This window comes from Victivallis lenta (assembly GCF_009695545.1).
Lineage (GTDB): Bacteria > Verrucomicrobiota > Lentisphaeria > Victivallales > Victivallaceae > Victivallis > Victivallis lenta.
The window spans coordinates 184,625-202,185 of the sequence record NZ_VUNS01000004.1; the positions used below are offsets into that span (position 1 = coordinate 184,625).

13 protein-coding genes are annotated in these 17,561 nt (G+C 63.2%); 6 read left to right on the forward strand and 7 right to left on the reverse strand.

The features are described from left to right. Positions 1 to 49: 49 nt before the first annotated feature. Genes FYJ85_RS05915 through FYJ85_RS05935 form a run of 5 tightly spaced genes read left to right on the forward strand, consistent with a single transcriptional unit; the run spans position 50 to position 6,287 of the window. Positions 50 to 1,096, forward strand: coding sequence for a zinc-binding dehydrogenase (locus FYJ85_RS05915; RefSeq protein WP_106054491.1), 1,047 nt, complete (start codon positions 50 to 52; stop codon positions 1,094 to 1,096). Continuing rightward, positions 1,096 to 1,926 (forward strand): sugar phosphate isomerase/epimerase family protein, encoded by an 831-nt coding sequence (locus FYJ85_RS05920; protein WP_154417264.1) that lies wholly within the window; start codon positions 1,096 to 1,098, stop codon positions 1,924 to 1,926. The genes FYJ85_RS05915 and FYJ85_RS05920 overlap by 1 nt, the downstream gene beginning before the upstream one ends. A gap of 20 nt (positions 1,927 to 1,946) precedes the next feature. Further along, positions 1,947 to 3,329, forward strand: coding sequence for a glycoside hydrolase family 38 N-terminal domain-containing protein (locus FYJ85_RS05925; protein WP_154417265.1), 1,383 nt, complete (start codon positions 1,947 to 1,949; stop codon positions 3,327 to 3,329). A 16-nt stretch (positions 3,330 to 3,345) separates the two neighbouring features. Continuing rightward, the gene (locus FYJ85_RS05930; RefSeq protein ID WP_154417266.1) at positions 3,346 to 5,283 is read left to right on the forward strand and encodes a glycoside hydrolase family 36 protein; all 1,938 of its coding nucleotides are present in this window, start codon (positions 3,346 to 3,348) and stop codon (positions 5,281 to 5,283) included. Further along, the gene (locus tag FYJ85_RS05935; protein ID WP_106054487.1) at positions 5,280 to 6,287 is read left to right on the forward strand and encodes a LacI family DNA-binding transcriptional regulator; all 1,008 of its coding nucleotides are present in this window, start codon (positions 5,280 to 5,282) and stop codon (positions 6,285 to 6,287) included. The genes FYJ85_RS05930 and FYJ85_RS05935 overlap by 4 nt, the downstream gene beginning before the upstream one ends. Before the next feature lie 31 nt (positions 6,288 to 6,318). On the opposite strand, the gene FYJ85_RS05940 is transcribed toward FYJ85_RS05935, so the two are convergent. The 5 genes from FYJ85_RS05940 to FYJ85_RS05960 all read right to left on the reverse strand — a co-directional run bounded on the left by FYJ85_RS05940 (position 6,319) and on the right by FYJ85_RS05960 (position 12,080). Beyond that, positions 6,319 to 7,005 (reverse strand): type II secretion system protein, encoded by a 687-nt coding sequence (locus FYJ85_RS05940; protein WP_106054486.1) that lies wholly within the window; start codon positions 7,003 to 7,005, stop codon positions 6,319 to 6,321. Between the two features lie 13 nt (positions 7,006 to 7,018). Continuing rightward, positions 7,019 to 9,484 carry a sugar-binding protein gene (locus FYJ85_RS05945; protein ID WP_154417267.1) on the reverse strand — a complete coding sequence of 822 codons (2,466 nt, stop codon included), beginning with the start codon at positions 9,482 to 9,484 and terminating at the stop codon, positions 7,019 to 7,021. A 42-nt stretch (positions 9,485 to 9,526) separates the two neighbouring features. Further along, a complete protein-coding gene (locus tag FYJ85_RS05950; RefSeq protein WP_154417268.1) occupies positions 9,527 to 10,582 on the reverse strand; it encodes a substrate-binding domain-containing protein in 1,056 nt (351 codons plus the stop codon). 195 nt (positions 10,583 to 10,777) lie between these two features. After that, on the reverse strand, positions 10,778 to 10,993 hold the full coding sequence (locus FYJ85_RS05955; RefSeq protein ID WP_106054483.1) for a hypothetical protein: 216 nt from the start codon (positions 10,991 to 10,993) through the stop codon (positions 10,778 to 10,780). A 13-nt stretch (positions 10,994 to 11,006) separates the two neighbouring features. Further along, positions 11,007 to 12,080, reverse strand: a complete 1,074-nt coding sequence (locus tag FYJ85_RS05960; protein ID WP_106054482.1) for a M42 family metallopeptidase — start codon at positions 12,078 to 12,080, stop codon at positions 11,007 to 11,009. 218 nt (positions 12,081 to 12,298) lie between these two features. Between FYJ85_RS05960 and FYJ85_RS05965 the strand changes: the two genes are divergently transcribed. Next, positions 12,299 to 13,369 (forward strand): uroporphyrinogen decarboxylase family protein, encoded by a 1,071-nt coding sequence (locus FYJ85_RS05965; protein WP_106054481.1) that lies wholly within the window; start codon positions 12,299 to 12,301, stop codon positions 13,367 to 13,369. Between the two features lie 20 nt (positions 13,370 to 13,389). Here FYJ85_RS05965 and FYJ85_RS05970 read toward each other — a convergent pair whose 3' ends face one another. Then, positions 13,390 to 15,366 carry a hypothetical protein gene (locus FYJ85_RS05970; RefSeq protein ID WP_154417269.1) on the reverse strand — a complete coding sequence of 659 codons (1,977 nt, stop codon included), beginning with the start codon at positions 15,364 to 15,366 and terminating at the stop codon, positions 13,390 to 13,392. Continuing rightward, a complete protein-coding gene (locus FYJ85_RS05975; protein WP_154417270.1) occupies positions 15,363 to 17,537 on the reverse strand; it encodes a hypothetical protein in 2,175 nt (724 codons plus the stop codon). Before FYJ85_RS05975 ends, FYJ85_RS05970 begins: the two co-directional genes overlap by 4 nt. Positions 17,538 to 17,561: the final 24 nt, after the last annotated feature.

The window sequence follows — 17,561 nt, forward strand, 5'->3', positions numbered from 1 at the left end:
AATAACCATAGTAAAGCCATTCACCTGTCAACAGAAGAGAGGTTTTTCCATGGATCTGATCAGAACCCCCGCCGTGGTGATCGAGCGGCCGTTTGAAGCGGCGTTCCGTCCCGTCGCTCTGACCCCGAAACGTGCCGACACAGTGGTCGCCCAAACGCTGTGGAGCGCGATTTCGACCGGCACGGACATGAAGACCTACCGCGGGGAACAGCACCCCGAACAGTGCTACTACCCGCTCGTGCCGGGCTACGAAAACATGGGCGTGATCCTCGAAGAAGGATCGTATGCGCCGGACCTGAAGGCCGGCGACCGGGTCATGATCAACGAATGCCGCAAATACGGCGACGTCTGCGCAGCCTGGGGCGGAGGAACCCGCCTCGTTCACAAGGATTCGGACAACGCCGGAGGAGCCGGCGACCCGATGTGCAAGGTTCCGGACAACGTTTCGGATACGGACGCCGTCCTGGCCTATCTCGCCTGCGTGCCGCTCAAGGGACTCGAGAAATTCGACCTGCGCCCGACCGACACGGTCGTCGTGGTCGGGGCGGGCATGGTCGGCATATCGGCCATGCAGCTGCTGAAGATCAAATGTCCCGGAATCCGGGTCATCGCGATCGAGAAGAACGGTTTCCGCCGCGAGATCGCGCAGCACTACGCCGACGTGGTCCTGCCGCACGACGACACGACCGAGCGGAAGCTGCTCGACCTGACCGGCGGAAAAAAAGCCGACAAGATCATGGAGTGCAGCGGCAACCCGGCGGTGCCGGGCATCCTGCACCGCTACCTCAAGGACGGCGGCTGGGGCGACGACGACGAGCCCGGACACATCCACCTGCAGGGCGACTACCCCGAAAAGCTGCTTTTCGACCACTATCACCGCTGGTTCACGAAAAACTGCACGATCACCATGAGCTGCGCAATCAAGGCGCGCGGCAAGGCGGAGATTCTGAAGTACATGGCGGAAGGGAAGTTCGACACGTCGCACCTGCCCTGCGAAATCTGGCCGGTGCAGAAGGTGAAGGAGGCGTTCGAATACCAGAACCGGAAGGGTTACAACGTGTTCAAAATCCTGCTCGACTGGCGCGAGGTGAAATAATGGAGTACGGAAACGCGGCATGGGGGCTGCGCGAGCTCCCGCTGGAGGAACAGCTGAAACTCACGCAGGCGATGGGGCTGCATCTGCTCGAGCTGTCGATTGCGAACTATCACCGGGATGTGCTGCAGCCTGACGCATCGGCGGAGCAGATCCGGCAGGTCAAAGCGCTTTTCGCGCAATACGATGTGCGTCCGGACTGCGGCGCGACCGGCAATGATTTCACCGCCGGTTCGGCAGCGGATGTGCGGGAATCGCTCGACCGCGTGAAACGGGCGGCCGATATCGCGGCCGCGCTGGGAGTGAAGGTGCTGCGCATCTTCGCCGGCTTCACGTCCGACAGCCTCGTTTACGGCGAACGGTTCGACCGCGCGCTTGAGGCGCTGCAGCTCGCGGCGGAACACGTGCGCGGCACCGGCGTCCGGCTCGCGATCGAGACGCACGGCGGCGTGGCGGCAACCGGAGATGTGCTCCACCACTCCGCCACCGTCACGACCCGGATCGACACGATGCGGAAACTGCTCGAATCGCTCCCCGCCGCCGAAATCGGCATGAACTACGACCCGGCCAACCTCGCGGCGGTCGGCGACGCCGCTCCGGAACGGTGGTTCGGGCTCTTCCGGGACCGGATCGTCCTCGTTCACCTGAAGGATTTCCGGGACGTGCCCGGCGGCATCGTCCCGGCCGGCTGCGGCGAAGGACGGCTCGACTGGAAGGCGCTGCCGGCCGTCCTGAAAGAGTACGACGGCCCCGCGCTGATCGAATACGAACTGCCGGCCGACGTGGAGGACGGGCTGCGGCGCTCGCTGCGTTTCCTCAAACAGAATCAATAACAGGATCAAGGAGTTAAACCATGCCGAAGAAACCGCGGATCATCTTTATGCCGCACGCGAACATCCAGTACTCCCAGCTCGACCCGGCGCGGCGGCGGTGGGTGTGCGAGCACTCCTACCGTCCGCTGTTCGAACTCGTGCGCGACGGCGGATACCGGATCGCGTTCGAAGCCTCCGGCCGCACGCTCGAGGTCATGGCGCAGGAGGCGCCGGAAGTGCTCGCCCTGCTGCGCGAACTCGTCCAGTCCGGGCGGATCGAGCCGGTCGGCTCTCCCTTCATCCACGTCATGCTGGCCAACATCCCGCCGGAAATCGGGCTCGACACGCTCCGGCACGGCCTCGATGCGTGGGAGAAATACACCGGCGTGCGCCCGGCCGCCGGATGGAACCCGGAGTGCGGCTGGGCGTCGTTCCTGCCCGAGCTCTACCGCGAGGCCGGTTTCCAATCGCTCGTGATGGATGCGGACAGCTTCTTCCTGTCGTTCCCCGAGATCCGCGAAGCGACCGGGCTTTCGTACGACGTGCAGGGGCACAGCAACAAGAATCACCTGTTCAAGATCGAGGAGTACATCAGGGACAAGCCGGAATTCCTGCGCTACCTGACGAATCCGTCGGCCGCCCCGAACGGGCTCAACATGATCTTCCGTTCCGACTGCATGGCCAACCCGATGCTCTGGTACCTGATGGGAGCGACCGAGGGGATGCGCAGCGAACCGGTTTCGTCCGGCGAAATCCGCGCCATGCTCGAAAACTGGAAATCGCGCATCGCAGCTTCCGGCAGCTTCATCATGCCGTACGCCGAGGATGCCGAGTATATCGGAACTTCCGCCTACTTCTACGTCAAGCAGTTCAACCAGGCGCGCTTCTTCGAGCCGGAGCCGTCCAGCGTGGCGCGCTTCCGCGAGCTGCTCGACACGGCGACATCGCTCGGCTACGAGCTCTCCACTCCCTCCGAGGTCATCGAGAATGCCGGCCCCCCGATCGAGAACGATCTCATCGAGCAGATCGAAAACGGCGTCGCCTGGCACGGCGGCACGGCGAAGGCGTGGGCGAACACCGAATATTCGCGGCTGCTCGACCCGGTCTGCCGTTCGATCTTCGACGGCATCGCGCTCCTGAAAAAGCGGACCGGCGGCCGGAAAGAGCTTGACGACGCGCTGAAGGCGCTGACCAGCGCGTGGGTGTCGGATTCGCGCTGGCCGCCGCTGCCGACCTCCCCGGGCCGCTTCAACGTCCGCGAAACGCTCGACGACCTGTACCGGGCGAACGGATTTCTCGAAAAAGCGATGGAGAAGGCCGGCATTCGGGAGCTCCGCGCGCTATATTCTCCGGAACTTATGCGGACCCAGATCCGCTGCATCGAGGAGAATCTGATGAGCCGCAAGTATTTCGGCGAAGTATGAAACAACGGGGGCGGGCATGAGAATAACGGCGGAAAAAGACGGGTTCCGGATCGAAAACGGCGGCGGCGTTCCGCTGATTGCCGAACTCCGGCTCACAGCCGGATTCAACGGGCGAAAAGTTGAAGCGAAAAACTGGCGCAGCTGCGGGCCGGACCGGTTCGAGGCGGAAAACGGCGGCATCCGCTTCCGGGCCGGCGTATCTCCGGACGACGGCGGGCTTTTCCTGAAGTCGGAATTCACCAACGAAACCGGTTCGCCGGTCGAAGTCGATTTTCTCCGCTGGTCGCGGTCGCCGGAGCGGGATTCGCTCGCCGTCCCGGGTCCCCGCCTGCGCGTCTACCGCGAAGGGTGGACCATGGCCAGCGCCTGCGGAACAGTCGGCTGGGGCGAGACGGATTTCCGCTGCAACCCCGATTACCTGCCGTTTGCGGTTTCGGTTCCGGAGCGTTTCGAGCCGCCGAAGCCGAATCGCTTCACCTCGGAGTATGTGACCGTCCTGCTGCCGGACGAGGGCGACTCCCTGCTGGCCGGCTTCGTCACGACCGCCGACCGGGTCTGCCGGTTCGAGATCGAGCTCGGCGAAACAGCGCCGGCCGGCTTCGACGCCGTTTCGTGCGGCGACCGCGCCCGCCTGCTGCCGGGCGAGACGTTCCGGGCGGAAGAGCTGCTCCTGCTGCCCGGTCCCGACGCCTGGGCGCTGCTGCGGAAATACGCCGGAATCTGGGGCGACCGCATGCAGCTGCGCCGCCGGGACCACACGCCGACCGGCTGGTGCAGCTGGTATTACTACTTCTCGAAGGTGACCGAAGCGGACGTGCTCGAAAACCTTGCGTACATGAAGGAACATCGCGCGGAGTGGCCGCTCGAATACCTCCAGATCGACGACGGTTACCAGGCTGCGCTCGGCGACTGGCTGGTCACGAACGAAAAGTTCCCGCACGGGCTCAGGTTTCTGGCGGAACAGATCCGCGCGGCGGGAATCAAACCCGGGCTCTGGCTCGCGCCGTTCATGGTCGAAGAGCGTTCGAGTTTACTCGTCGAACACCCCGACTATGTCGTGCACGATTCCCGAGGAGACATCGCCTGGACGACTGAGTGGCGCGGCAGCCGGGTCGCGGTTCTCGACGGCACCCATCCGGGAGCGCAGGCGTATCTGCGGACGCTCTTCCGGTCACTGGCGGAGATCGGCTTCGAATATGTGAAACTCGACTTCATGATGTACGCCTGCGCAGCGAAGGACGGCCGTTTTCACGATCCCGGCGCGACACGGGTGCAGGCGCTGCGGCGCGGGCTTGCCGCGATCCGCGAGGGATTCGGCGACGACCGCTTCATCCTCGGCTGCACGACCGTGCTCGGCGCCTCGGCCGGACTGGTCGATGCCGAGCGGATCAGCACCGACATCACGCCGTACTGGCGCCCGGACAACCGCGAGGATTTCGCCGAAGCGCCGACCGTCCCGAATGTCTGCCGGAACGTCATCAACCGGAGATATATGCACAAGGCGTTGTGGATCAACGATCCAGACGTCCATATCGCCCGGCTCGACAACAATCGCCTTTCGGAGGAGGAGGTCCAGCTCTGGAGTTCCGCGCTCTGGCTGGCCGGCGGCCTGCTGCTGCTGTGCGACCGGTTCGAATCGCTGGCGCCGGAGCGGGCGGAGCTTTCGAAACTGCTGCTGCGCCGGACCGATGCGTTCCGCGACGTGCGTCCGCTCGATTTCCGCGACAGCACCGTGCCCTCCGTCTGGTTCGGCCGTTTCGCCGAAACCGGCGCGCCGGTCTACGGATTCTTCAATTTCGGCGAAGAGCCGCGCCGGTTCGCAATCCGGCACGACGGCCCGGAAACGGCATTCAAAGAGCATTGGAGCGGGCAGCTGCTGGAAGCCGATTCCGGCCGGATCGAAGCGGAAGTGCCGCCCCACGGCTGCCGGCTGTTTTTCGGTGTGACGCCATGAGCAAAGGAGCGGTCTACAAACAGGGCGATATCGTCGCGGAGCTCGAGCGCCGGCTCGATGCCGGAATCTACACGTCCGGCTTTCCGGTCGGAGCGGATCTCGCCGCCGAGTTCGGCGTCAACATCAAAACGATCAACAAGGCGATCAACCAGCTGGTCGAAGCCGGACGGCTGGCCCGCAAGCGCGGCGTCGGCACCTTCGTGCTGTCGCGCAGTGCGGGAGAACACCAGATAGAGGTGCTGTTCGAAGGTTATTCGGCCCTTTTCGAGCACCCGTTCTGGGGAGAAATCTGGAACGGCTGCATCACGCAGCTGCTCGACTCCGGCTATCGCCCCGTGCTGACCCAGCTTCACGCCGACGACGGAACCGGCGAGCTTCTGCTCGACGATTTCCGCTTCAGCCGGACGGAGGGGAAAATCCTGCTCGGCATCACCCAGCCCCGCTTCCTGGAACTGATTCAGGAACAGGGCGTTCCGGTCGTCAGTGCAGGGGACCGCATCGCCGACCCCGAGTTTCCGCAGGTCTATTTCGATTACGAGCCCGGCATTCGGGAGGCGATGCAGTTCCTCTCCGGGCGCGGCTGCCGGCGAATCGCATTTCTCGGCGAAGTGAAGGACAGCTACAACCCGATGCTGCTCAACAAATTTCACGCCTACCGCCGTTCGCTGGAGTCGCTCGGGCTGTACGATCCGGAACTGACGGAGCACACGCGCCCGCTGCCGGAGGCGGCCGGAAATGCCTTGCGGCTCCTGCTCGCGCGCACAATGCCCGACGCGATTTTCGTCGCGGGCGACCATCAGGTTCCGTATATTGAAAAGGTCCTGAAGGGAAAGGGGATGCGCCTTCCGGTCGTCGGCTGCGACGGCCTCTCTTTCGCGGCCTGGCCGACCGTGGCGCTGCCGCGCCGCGCCGCCGGAGAAGCGGCCGCGCGGATGCTGGTCGCCCGGCTGCGCGGCGGCATCACGCCCGAGCAGACGGTCCTGCCCTCCCGCTTCGTCTGCTGAGTGCGCGCTCCGCCTCCGCAATGCGCGGCGGTTACGGCAGCGTCTCCCTCTGGGCGAAAACCAGAACGTTATTGCGACTGGCGCTGTCCATGCCGGAACCGACCCTGATCCGCATGACGACGCGGCCGTCATCCATCAGGTAGTTGAACTCATACGGCATATGGCGGAACGCCCACCCTCCGGCCGCGGAATCCCAGAGAGCGCTGTCGCTCATCAGGGCATTGGAAAATTTCCCGGCAATTCTCGGAGGCGCCGGCCTGGCCCACCAGAGATTGCTTTCCGGCGTCAGGGTCCCGTAGTAGTTGTAGCTGATCCCCCTCTGCTGCGTCATGTTGACGCTGTTGCTGAGCACATCCCAGTTATTGATCACCGGCGTGCGCGTGGAAATCCGGTCGACGGGACAGAACAGAGTTTTCCAGGTCTGAGTATACGGCTTGATCATCCGCAAAAAAGCGGCCGGATTCTGCTGATAGCATACGTACTCGTAATTCCAGTAGCCGTCGAACGGATAATACTCCTGATTGCTGTTCGGATAAATTCCTTTGTTGTCCGCCGCATACATGTGCAGGAAGAGCCCGTTCTGCTTCAGGTTGTTCACGCAGTTCGACATTTTCGCGGCCAGACGTGCTTTGTTCAGCGCCGGCATCAGCATGGCCGCAAGAATGGTGATGATCGCAATCACGACGAGCAATTCGATCAGGGTGAAACGCTTTTTCATGGTCGGGTCCTTTCTATTTCAGAACAATGGTGTTGAATTCTTCGGGATTCTTATTGACGCCGATCCCGTCCGCCCAGTGAAGGTAGCCTTTGCGGCCGGCACCGTCGTTGTCGTTGACCACGAGCGCGAGACGCATCGAGTCTCCCGGCCGGAACGCCCTGAGCCCGAGTTCATGCGCGGTCAGCGTGAGGGTGTAGCGCGTAAGGGTTCCCCGGCGAACAATCTGAAGCGGGACATCACGCAGATTCTGTTCGGGGTTGTTGCCGGAGCGGCCGCCGGTCCGCCAGGCTTTCCCCCCTTCCGGTGTAAGCCCGATGGTGTACTCGGTGAACTTCGCCCGCTCGGCCAGGCTCTTCGGTTTTCCGGCCTGAAGGCCGATCTGAACGGAATCCCCCTTCCACATTTCCGCAGGCGGAAAACTGCAGAAATGGCGGTCGTCCTCAACCTCCACGGTCAGTGTGAGGGCTTCATCCGTATAACTCAGGCGGAATGCGGCGTCGAGATCAGCGCGGCTGTTCCACGGCTGATCCTTGATGCGGATCTGCCAGTTCTCCAAACCTCCGAATCCGACCTGTGCCATTCCACCGCGCGGAACCTCAAGCCTCTGCACCGCGCCGAGCGGCCGGAACGCGAGGGAAGCGCGGTCCGTTCCCGCCGCGGATTCGACCGTGAAATCCAGATCGAGCGGAGCGGCTGCCCCTTCCGGCATCATGACCGTGAAATCCAGCCGCTTTTTGCCGCAGGGCGGCACGATGACGGATTGTGCGGCTTCCCCCGCAACCAGCATAAGCCCGGTGTCGACGGAGAGCTCCGCCTCCTGCGCCTCGGCGGAGAGATTCCAGATGTCGAGACCGACCGGGACCGGAGTTCCCGCCGCAATCGTATAGCCGCCGGCGGAACTGTAACGGCTGATCGCCTGAAAATCAGGATGCGGAAAGAGCACGAGCGGGGAAGGCGGCGTCCGGTCCGGCGCAGGCAGTCCGGCAAGCGCGGCCAGGCGGTTTTCCGGCGTGCCGGTGTCAAGCAGCTCTTCCGGAACCGTGTCGGAAAGCAGATAGACAACCGGGTCCGGCAGCGGGACGGAACCGTCGGCGTTTCCTGCGATGACCCTGCCGTCCAATCCCTCGACCCTGCAAACGGGATACGGCGGCGCGAATGTCCCGCCGCCGGCGGTTTCGAGAACGGTCACACAGCCGCGGTCCCCCGTGTAGACACGGGCGGAACGGATCATCCGGTTCCCGGTCCGGAGCTTGCCGGCGTACCGGGTGTGGCCGAGACGACGGACGCTCTGCAGGAACGCGGCGAACGAAAGGCGCGGCGTCCGGTCCGGCGCCAGAAATCCGAACGTCTTGTTCCCCTCTTTCAGTTCATAGTAGGCGAAGAAATAGAGCTGCTCGAGCCCGACGGCGCGTCCGACAGCAGCCTGCATCGCAAGTTCCGCCGCGATTTTCAAGGACTCCTCACCGGTCCGGAAATTATCCCAGGCGACGCGCGAAACCTCGGTGAGGCGCAGCGGCATGCCGCTTTTTCCGTTGGCGGCAAGCCATTCACGGTATTGCCGGGTGAGGGTAATGAGCGACTCCGCATCGCCGTAGGTGTGAAAACTCACAAAATCGGCATTGTCCAGAAGGCCGTTCTTCGCCGCAGTCCGGTGGTAGTTGCCGGAGGGAGCGATCGAAGTGAAACCCGCCGCGCCGAGTTTGACGGCGGGAGCCGCATGATAAAGCCCGTACCGCATTGCCTTGGCGCCCGGCATCATCTGATCGGCCGGAAGATTCGCGCCGAATCCGCCTTCGGGTTCGTTCCAGGTTTCGACGGCGTTCCAGCAGCTGCTCCAGTTCGCCCCGAGCGTCATCCAGAAAACGGATGCGGCCTGAAGCTGCTCCGGAAAACGCGGAAGATTCGGGTGCGCCCAGTCCGGCGCGCCGTGATGAACGTCCAGCAGCCGGACCCCGGTACGCGGATACAGCCGCCGGTTTTCGTCATAACGATTGCGGAACAGGTAAACCCTGGGATCTTTCTGGATCGCACTCCACTCGAAACGGTCGCGGACCGCCGCAACGCCATAGCGCCGCAGCAGCTTCAGCGCTTCATACATTTCCGAATGGGTGATTTCGTTCCACGAAAAAAAGCAGTCGATGCCGAAGAAGAAATCCGGCTCACCCGGATACGCCTCCTGGACGAGCAGCCCGAACTTTGCTCCGTCAACGGTGAGCGTGTAATAACCGGCCGGAAGTCCCTCTTTCCGTTCGAAAACAAACTCTCCCCCGAGAGGGACAAGGCGGACGGTGCCGTATTTCTGCCCGGAAAAGGCAGTCAGCCCGACCTGCGGTGCGGCGTTTCCGGCACTTCCTTTGAATTTAAGCCGCAACGGCTTGCCCGGAACGGTGAAGAATGCGTTCGGGTCGACCGGCAGCAGCGCGGCCCCCAGCTGAAAACCGGCGGCGAGAATAAGCACGATGAATGTCGAACGGATCATGACGTCTCCCTGAATCTTGATTGCTGCATAAATCCGGCTTTTCTACCGCGGCAGGACCGGCCCGGAGGATTCCCCCTGCCAGATGCTCATCTTCTCCCAGGAATAGAGCAGCCGCTCCGGTGTTCTCCTGTCGAGGATGTCGCACAGCAGATTGCGGCACTGCCGTTCGATATCCGTCGCACAGATGACCGTGATGGACGGAATCGAAAGCCGGGCGCTCTCCAGCCCGCCATACGCGCAGACCGATATCTCCTTTCCCGGCCGCATCCCGTTGTCGTGAACCGCGCGGAGCGTGCCGATCGCCGCTTCGATCGTAGTCGTGACAATGCCTGTTCCGGAGAAGCAGTTCCGGCGGATGATCCCGCCGGCAAGCTCGTATGCTTTATGGTCGGCGCGCTCGAAAGTATTGACGGGAGCATTGAAGAACTGATGCTCGAGCCCCAGTTCAGCACTCCTGCGGCGAAACACCTCGATGCGCCCGGTGATGACTTCGTTGAGCGGCTGCGTATTGAGCAGCGCAATCTTCCGGTGTCCGAGCATATGCAGGTGATCGACCAGAAGCCCCATGTTTTCCGGCGAAGCAGCGTCGAGGCAGGTCAGCCCGAAGTCGGTCAGGTCATGCTGCAGCAAAACCACTTTGTCTCTCATTCCGCAGAGCCGCTGCCGGGTCAGCTCCGGAATGACCGGCAGTTCGAGGAATACGCGGGAGAAGTCTCCCGTCAGCGCCTCCTGAATGACGTTGTCGTCCTCATGGTCGAAATAGACTGTTTTCAGCACGCCGTTCCGTTCCCGCACCAGTTCGTACAGCGCCTTCCGCCATTTGTCCAGAGACGGAATCGGCCAGTTCGGCAGAACCAGGACAACGTTCAGGCGCCCGGCGTTTTCCACGGCGGCCGGGCCGATCGCCAGCCGGCCGTTTTCGCAGCGCAGGAAGAAACGATCCTCGATCAACTGCTGCACGGCGCGCCGGGCGGTCATGTAGCTGACCCCGAACGAGTCCGCGAGCTTCCGCTCGGAAGGCACCTTCTCGATCAGGTAGTCACCATTCCGGATCTGCCGCTTGATCGACTCCGTGATCTGGAGATATTTTGCATCCATGAAATCACCTATAGCAAATTTGAACTATATCAATTTTGCTATATATTATGACAAAAAAAATGCGCTTTGTCAAGAGCGGGATGAAAATAATCGTAAAAATTCCGTTTCCCAAAAAAAGAACGGGCAGTCGCTACGACAAATACCGTACGGGATAGTATACCGCCGCGCCCGGTATGGAGGCGGCGGCGGAATGCGTCAGAACAGGACGAAGTAGAGGCCGGTCAGCAGAAAACCAAGCGTGAAAATGCCGAGCACGACCCGGGCGAAGATGTGACTGTCCACACGCTCGCTGCCCGGCGCCGTACGTTTGCCCGCGAGCTGGTTGAAACTGCGGGTATGCATATAACGCTTCAGGTTCTTTTTCGTATGCTGCCGCCTCTGCAGGGCGGCGGAAAGCTCCGACTGGGTCATCGGGTTCCTCCCTTCAATCGATTCCGGGGATGAAGCTCTCGTCGCCCTTCAGCGCCGCGATCGACTCAACCAGCAGCCTGACCGCCCCCTCGACGTCGCGCAGGTCGCACATCTCGACCGGAGAGTGCATATACCGGTTCGGGATGCTGACCAGTGCGGTCGCCACCCCGGCGCGGGTCATCTGCATCTGGGCCGTGTCGGTCCCGCCCGACGCGCGGTGCGCCGCCGTCTCCTGATAAGCGATCTTATGTTTCCGGGCGACCTGCCGGATCAGGCGGCCGAGCACCGGGTTGTTGTCGCAGCTCCGGTTCAGTTCGGGGCCGCCGCCGAGCTTGATCTCGCCGAGCAGCTTCTTCGGAATATCCGGCAGATCGGTCGCAAAGCCGACGTCGACGGCGAAGCCGACCTGCGGGTCAATGCCGAAGCAGCTCGTGTGCGCGCCGCGCAGGCCGACCTCCTCCTGCACCGTGCCGACACCGTAGACCGCGACATTCAGCTTCCGTTTCGAGAGCTCGCGCAGCGTTTCGGCGACGACGAAGGCGCCGACCTTGTCGTCCGTCCCCTTCGAGATGAAACGATGCTCGTTCAGCATCCGGAAATTCGGGCAGACCGCGACCGGGTCGCCGATCGAAACGAGGCTCTCGGCCTCCTTCCGGTCGGCCGCGCCGATATCGATCCACATGTCGGAGAGCTCGGGCGGAACGTCGCGCTCGGAGGCCTTCAGCAGATGGATCGGCTTCTTGCCGATCACACCGTGAACCCGGCCGTTCGCGGTCAGGACTTCGACCTCGGTGGACGGGACGTTCAGCTTGTCGATTCCGCCGTTCGGACGGAAATAAAGCAGCCCCTCGTCGGAAATGTAGACGATCTGGAAGCCGATCTCATCGTAATGGCCGGCCAGCATGACCCGCAGCGGCGCGCCCGGATTCAGAATGCCCATCGTATTGCCGAGCACGTCGGTCCGGACCTCCGCACAGAAGCCGGATACATAGGAACGGAACACGCCGGCCGCCTCCTCCTCGAAGCCGGAGGGGCTCGACGCATTCATGAAATCACTCAAAAACTTCAGACTTTCCCTGGTAAGCATGGAAAAACTCCTCGCAAAAACGTGAATGCCGCTCAATCTTATTATTTATACAACATAATGCGTATTCCCTGAATTTCCAGACGGGCAGACCACAAAATCGTGGATTATTTTCTTCGCCGGAACACCGGCCGCCCGCAAATTCCGGGTTGAAATCCGTTCCGGCCGATGCTATGTTTACCGGAATCAGGTCAACAATCGGCATATGCGGAGGCAATACGATGGATCAGCGGGAAAATATCTTGAAGCTGTGGCGGCGCGAAGGGTTCGAATTTCAGCCGGTGCATTTCGATCTCTGCCCGGCGCTTGAGCGAAAATTCCACGAGGTTTACGGCGAGGAGGCCGATTACCGGGACGTGTTCGAATTCCCGTTCCGCAACCTCCGGACCGGGTTCCTGCGCCAGGAGTTCCGCGACTGGAACGAGCGCTGCTACTCCGGCCGGGAGTTCCTGCCCGGCACGAGCTTCTCGATCTGGGGCGTGGCGCACGAGCCGACGCCGGAGTCGATGCATATGAGCCGGATGTACCACCCGATGCAGAATTTTACGACGGAGGAGGAGTTCGCCTCGTACCCTTACCCCGAATTCGACCCGTCGCAGGCGGAGGAGTGCCGCCGGGAGGTCGAGGCGCTCCATGCACGCGGAATTGCCGCCATGGTTCCGCTGAACTGCACGATCTGGGAGACCGCCTGGTACATGCGCAGCATGGAGGAGATGATGGTCGGCATGATGACCGACGACCCGCTGACCGAACGGCATTTCGAACGCATCACCGTCCTGGCTGAACAGCGAGCCGCCGCCTTTGCGTCCTGCGGCGCCGACCTGCTGCATCTCGGCGACGATATCGGCATGCAGCAGACGATCATGATGTCGCATGAGCTTTACCGGAAACACCTGAAACCGCGTCTCGCCCGCGTGGTGCAGGCGGCCAAAGCGGCCAAGCCGGATATGGTCATCACCTACCACTCCTGCGGGTACGTCACGCCGTTCATCACCGACCTGATGGAGGCCGGCGTCGAGGTGTTGAACCCGGTCCAGCCCGAGTGCATGGATTTCGCCGAAATCCACGCCGAGTACGGAAAAAAGCTCTCGTTCTGGGGTACCGTCGGCACCCAGAGCACAATGCCGTTCGGAACGCCGGACGAGGTCAAGGCCGTCGTCCGGCGCAACCTCGAGATCGCCGGAGAAGCCGGCGGGCTGCTCTGCACCCCGACCCACCTGCTGGAACCCGAAGTTCCGTGGGAGAATATCGAAGCCTACGTCGAAGCCTGCCGCGAATTCCGCCTCGCCTGACCGCGGCCGGGAATACCGCTCTACTTTCCGGCGAGCAGCGTGACGGAGCGGGCCGGCAGGATGAACCGGCCGCCGGAGAGCGTGATATCGGCGTTCCGGCGGCGGTATTCGCCGGGGGCCGCCGCCGCGAAGCTGTCCGCATCGATCCGCCGGAGCGCGCATTCGGCAGGGAACCCCGGCCAGCGCAGCCGGACGAGAACCGGAATTTCCAGCGGATTCGAAACGAACAGCAGCGGCCGGCCGCCGGCGCCGGTTCCGGCGAGGACCGTGCCGGGAAAGCCGAACGCTGACTCCGTCCCGGCGGCGCAGACGCTCCCGCCCGCAAAGGCCGACAGCATGGCCATGACTTCGGAGCCGGGGGAAGGCACATACTCCTTCGGGTAGCAGCGGACCGAATTCGACTTGGCCGGATTCACGAACCAGTTGCCGTCACTCCCCTCCTGCCGGGGCGGCGGCGTCTTTCCGTCCAGCGAATGAAAACGGCGGCCGACCTCGTCGAAACCGGCGTCGTAGCGGGTCAGCCCGAAGTAGTTCGACTCGAAATCGTGAAAGACGGCCATATCGACCTTGCCGTTTTTAAGCAGCTCGGGCCAGTTCCCGGCAAGGGCAAGCCCGAGCGCGAAGGAGGGCTGCATCCGGTTGAAGTCGTAAGTGAAGAGGTTGTAGACGCTGCTTTCGCTGACCGAAATGTTCTTTTCGCTCCCGGCGGAATGGGCGAGGTTCTTCGAAAAGCGAACGTCGGCATTCGCGAAGCTGCGGTAGTCGGCGGTCAGGTAGCCGGGAGTCGGCCGGGGCCAGGCCGCATACGGGTAGTGCGTCGTGACTCCGGTAACCTGATCCCAGACGCCGAGCGCCTTGAGCTTCTCCGGCAGCTCCTTCATCCCGGTCACGCAGATCGGCCTGCCGGGGTCGTATCTGGCGATGACCGGAATGAAGGCGGCGCAGACTTTCGCGTAGCGCCCGGAATCCATATATGCGAACTCCTCGTTGCCGATCTCCCAGTAGTCTACATCGCCCGGAACGAATACGCCGTTCCGGAAATTCCGCTCAAGCGCGGCGGCGGCTTCGGCGTAACGCGGCGGACTTTCCCTGAAACCGGCTTTGCGCGGAAAATACGTGTCGTCAATCGGGCGGATTTCGTTGCCGTCGTCGAGGTAAAAACTCGTGTTGAGCTGATAGATGATCTTGATCCCGGCCTCCTTCATGGTCGATTTGAACTCCTGCCAGCCGACCGGGCAGGCCGGGTCGCGGCGCTCGGTCAGGCGGAAGAGCCGCCGGGTCGCCCCGACGCTCTCGGGAAGAAACCAGTGGCTCTCGGTGCCGCCCGGATAACGGGCCGCGCGCAGCCCGGTCGACTGTACGAAGCGGATGAAATCGCTTCTCCGCGAGCCCGGCTCCGAAGCGGGGCGGGTTCCGGCCAGAATGCCGGGGAAGTTGCCGACCACGTTCGCGCCGAAGTGGAATGCGGTCGGGGAAGCCAGGCGCTTCGACGGATCGACGCTGACCGTCACCTCAGACCCGGTCAGCTGTTCCGGCGTCACTTCGGCGAGCGTGACATCTGTGATTCCGGCCGTGCCGCCGCGATCGCCGAGCCGGAGCTTGATGCCGAGCTCGGTCGCGTCGGCCGGAACGGTGAGAAAACTGTCGTAGCAGTCGCTTCCGGGCGTGATTCCGGCTCTGACGACGCTGTTCCAGTAGTGGTTGCCGGCCTCGCGGCCGCCCTGAAAGAGCGCGATCACGGTGAACGGCGCGACCGGAGCGGATTCCGCCGTCCGCACGGTCAGCCGGAGCAGCCGGTATTGTCCCCGGCCGAAGTGGACCTTCGTTTCGAGCAGGACCGGTTTCCGGGCCCGCAACGCATTTCCGTCGCGGCGGAGAGCTTCGGGAACGGCGCCCGGCCATCCGGCGATTTCCGCTGCGTTCCAGCGGCGTTCGAAAGCCGCAAAACCGGGAGCGGCAAGAAGAAGAACGAGGAGAAATCCGGTTATTTTCATCATCTGGCACCATCCTTTATCTCGAGCCGGGTGATTGAAAAGGGCGGCAGCGTGACGGTGACGAGACCGTTCCGCACCGGGGCGGCTCCGCCGACGGCGAGGGGCGGCTGCGGCAGGCCGTCGAGGCCGGGCCAGCGGATGCCGCCGAGCTCCGCGCGGCCGGAGGCGAAGTGTTCCGACACATCGAGCGTAAGCCGGCGTTCCTCCGCTCCCCGGTTCACGCAGCTGACGAGCAGCCCTTCGCCGACCGGAGAGGCAAGCAGGTCGAAGAGCACACGCTTCGGAGCCGGAGTCTCCACCGTATCCTCAAGGACGCCGAGTCCGCAGTGGCGTGAAAGCTGCTTCATGGCGTGCCCGGAGGGGAGCACGAGGCAGCGGTCCCGCAAAAAGTATTCCGGCGGCACACCGGCGGGACAGGCCGTCATATCCGGCTTCAGCAGCTCGAAGCGGCCGGTTGCAGGATTGAAATACTGCCCGGAGAGAATCATGCCGAAAAACGGGGATTCGAGGTCATGGAAAGTCAGCACGTCCATGTCGTCGATCTTCATCGCCTCCATCCAGTTCGCCGCGAAAAGGAGACCGTGCGCGGGCGTGTAGATGACCCGGTGCGCATCCCAGGTGTGAAACTTGAATACGCTGGTCTCGTTGCCGGCCATCCGGATGCGGTCGAATCCGGCGTCGCGCAGCATCTTGAGGTGGGCCTTTGTGTTGACGCCCCAGTGCAGCGTGCCGCAGACGAAGCGTTCGAGGTCCTTCTCTCCGCCCGGCTCGGGGCGGAAGTGATCGCCCCACGGATAATGGGCGGAGAGGTAATCGACGCGGTCGAGTGCGCCGCTCCGGTCGAGCGCCTCGCAGAGAGCCGCAGGCCAGGTGTTGCCGGTGACCGTGATGACCGCGCCGGGATTCTTCGCTTTGATGACCCGGGTAAAGGCGGTCACGATCGCGGCATACTCCCTGAGCGGCATCAGCGCGAACTCCTCATTGCCGATCTCCCAGTAGCGGATCGCATCCGGGGCAGGCAGCGTGTCGATGAAGCGTCCGAGCGCGGCGGCCGCCTCCCCGATGCGGCTTTCCGCATAGAGTTCGGGACGCTGTTCTTTATATCTGTTCTCCGAAACCGGCCAGACGTCGCCGTTTTCGTCCGCAAAGAACATCGTATTGACCTCGAACAGCAGTTCGAATCCGTTCCGGCGGCAGAAATCGAGCACGTCAGGAAAGCGCGGATAGCCCATGCCGCGGTAATAGTACGACTGCGCCGGAAAAAGCCGGAACAGCTTCGCCTGCGCCTCCGGTCCCTCGGTGAAATACTGGTGGGTCGGCATGCCGCCCGGAAAGCGCAGCACCCGGACTCCGGCTTCGTGCAGCGCCGAAGCGAATTCGCGGTTCAAGCTCCGAGGGTCATGCGCCGGCAGCGTTCCGCGCGTGATGCCGGGGTAGCGGAATTCGGCGTTGACACCGAACAGCAGCTCCGACAGCCGCGGCTTGACGATCTTCGCACCGACCTTCGCCCGGATCGGACTCGCTTCGGCGAGCGCCTCCGCGACGGGCGGCCGCAGCTCGAGGATGATCCGGTCGAAATCGGCGGTTCCGGCGGCGCGGAAGAGTCCGCATTCGATGCGGAATGCGGCAGCTTCGGGCGGCAGCGTGAACTCAAGCTCGTAGTTGTCCCACCAGCCGTCCTTGATCCGGTCGATCGCCTGCCACTGGTTTTTCGCGTCCTCGGTGCGCCGCAGGTGGCTGCCGGGGGTCCGGCCGACGGCCCGGCCCTCCGCATCGAGGAACGTGACCAGGATGCCGGCGCCGCCGCCTTCGCCGCCGAGGACCTTGTAACGCAGCCAGTAGGTCAGCCGGTAGCTGCGGCACGGCTCGGCCGGATCGGCCGGAACCGTCTGCGCATAGTAGTTTTCGGTTTCACACAGCGCCGCGGGGACTGACACGGTCAGGAGCGAGGCGGATTCGAACCCTTCCGGCGCGATGCCGCCCCGGGCCCCGGGCAGCAGGTGCGGCGTGAACGCTTCGAGGCCGTTTTCAAAGTCGCCGTTGCGGACCAGGCTGCCGGACGGCAGAATGTCGCCGGCACCATCCCGGGGAGAGGCGCAGGAGAGGCCGCTCCCGGCGGCCGCGGCGAGGACGGCAAGCATACTCATAAGTCGGATCTTCAGCTTCTGTTTCATGGCTGGAAATGCACCTTTCTGTTG

Coding starts and splice junctions, on each gene's coding strand:
- FYJ85_RS05940 (WP_106054486.1), bottom strand. CDS start 7,005: ATGAAAAAGCGTTTCACCCTGATCGAATTGCTCGTCGTGATTGCGATC.
- FYJ85_RS05945 (WP_154417267.1), bottom strand. CDS start 9,484: ATGATCCGTTCGACATTCATCGTGCTTATTCTCGCCGCCGGTTTTCAG.
- FYJ85_RS05955 (WP_106054483.1), bottom strand. CDS start 10,993: ATGACCCAGTCGGAGCTTTCCGCCGCCCTGCAGAGGCGGCAGCATACG.
- FYJ85_RS05915 (WP_106054491.1), top strand. CDS start 50: ATGGATCTGATCAGAACCCCCGCCGTGGTGATCGAGCGGCCGTTTGAA.
- FYJ85_RS05975 (WP_154417270.1), bottom strand. CDS start 17,537: ATGAAACAGAAGCTGAAGATCCGACTTATGAGTATGCTTGCCGTCCTC.
- FYJ85_RS05970 (WP_154417269.1), bottom strand. CDS start 15,366: ATGATGAAAATAACCGGATTTCTCCTCGTTCTTCTTCTTGCCGCTCCC.
- FYJ85_RS05930 (WP_154417266.1), top strand. CDS start 3,346: ATGAGAATAACGGCGGAAAAAGACGGGTTCCGGATCGAAAACGGCGGC.
- FYJ85_RS05920 (WP_154417264.1), top strand. CDS start 1,096: ATGGAGTACGGAAACGCGGCATGGGGGCTGCGCGAGCTCCCGCTGGAG.
- FYJ85_RS05960 (WP_106054482.1), bottom strand. CDS start 12,080: ATGCTTACCAGGGAAAGTCTGAAGTTTTTGAGTGATTTCATGAATGCG.
- FYJ85_RS05950 (WP_154417268.1), bottom strand. CDS start 10,582: ATGGATGCAAAATATCTCCAGATCACGGAGTCGATCAAGCGGCAGATC.
- FYJ85_RS05925 (WP_154417265.1), top strand. CDS start 1,947: ATGCCGAAGAAACCGCGGATCATCTTTATGCCGCACGCGAACATCCAG.
- FYJ85_RS05935 (WP_106054487.1), top strand. CDS start 5,280: ATGAGCAAAGGAGCGGTCTACAAACAGGGCGATATCGTCGCGGAGCTC.
- FYJ85_RS05965 (WP_106054481.1), top strand. CDS start 12,299: ATGGATCAGCGGGAAAATATCTTGAAGCTGTGGCGGCGCGAAGGGTTC.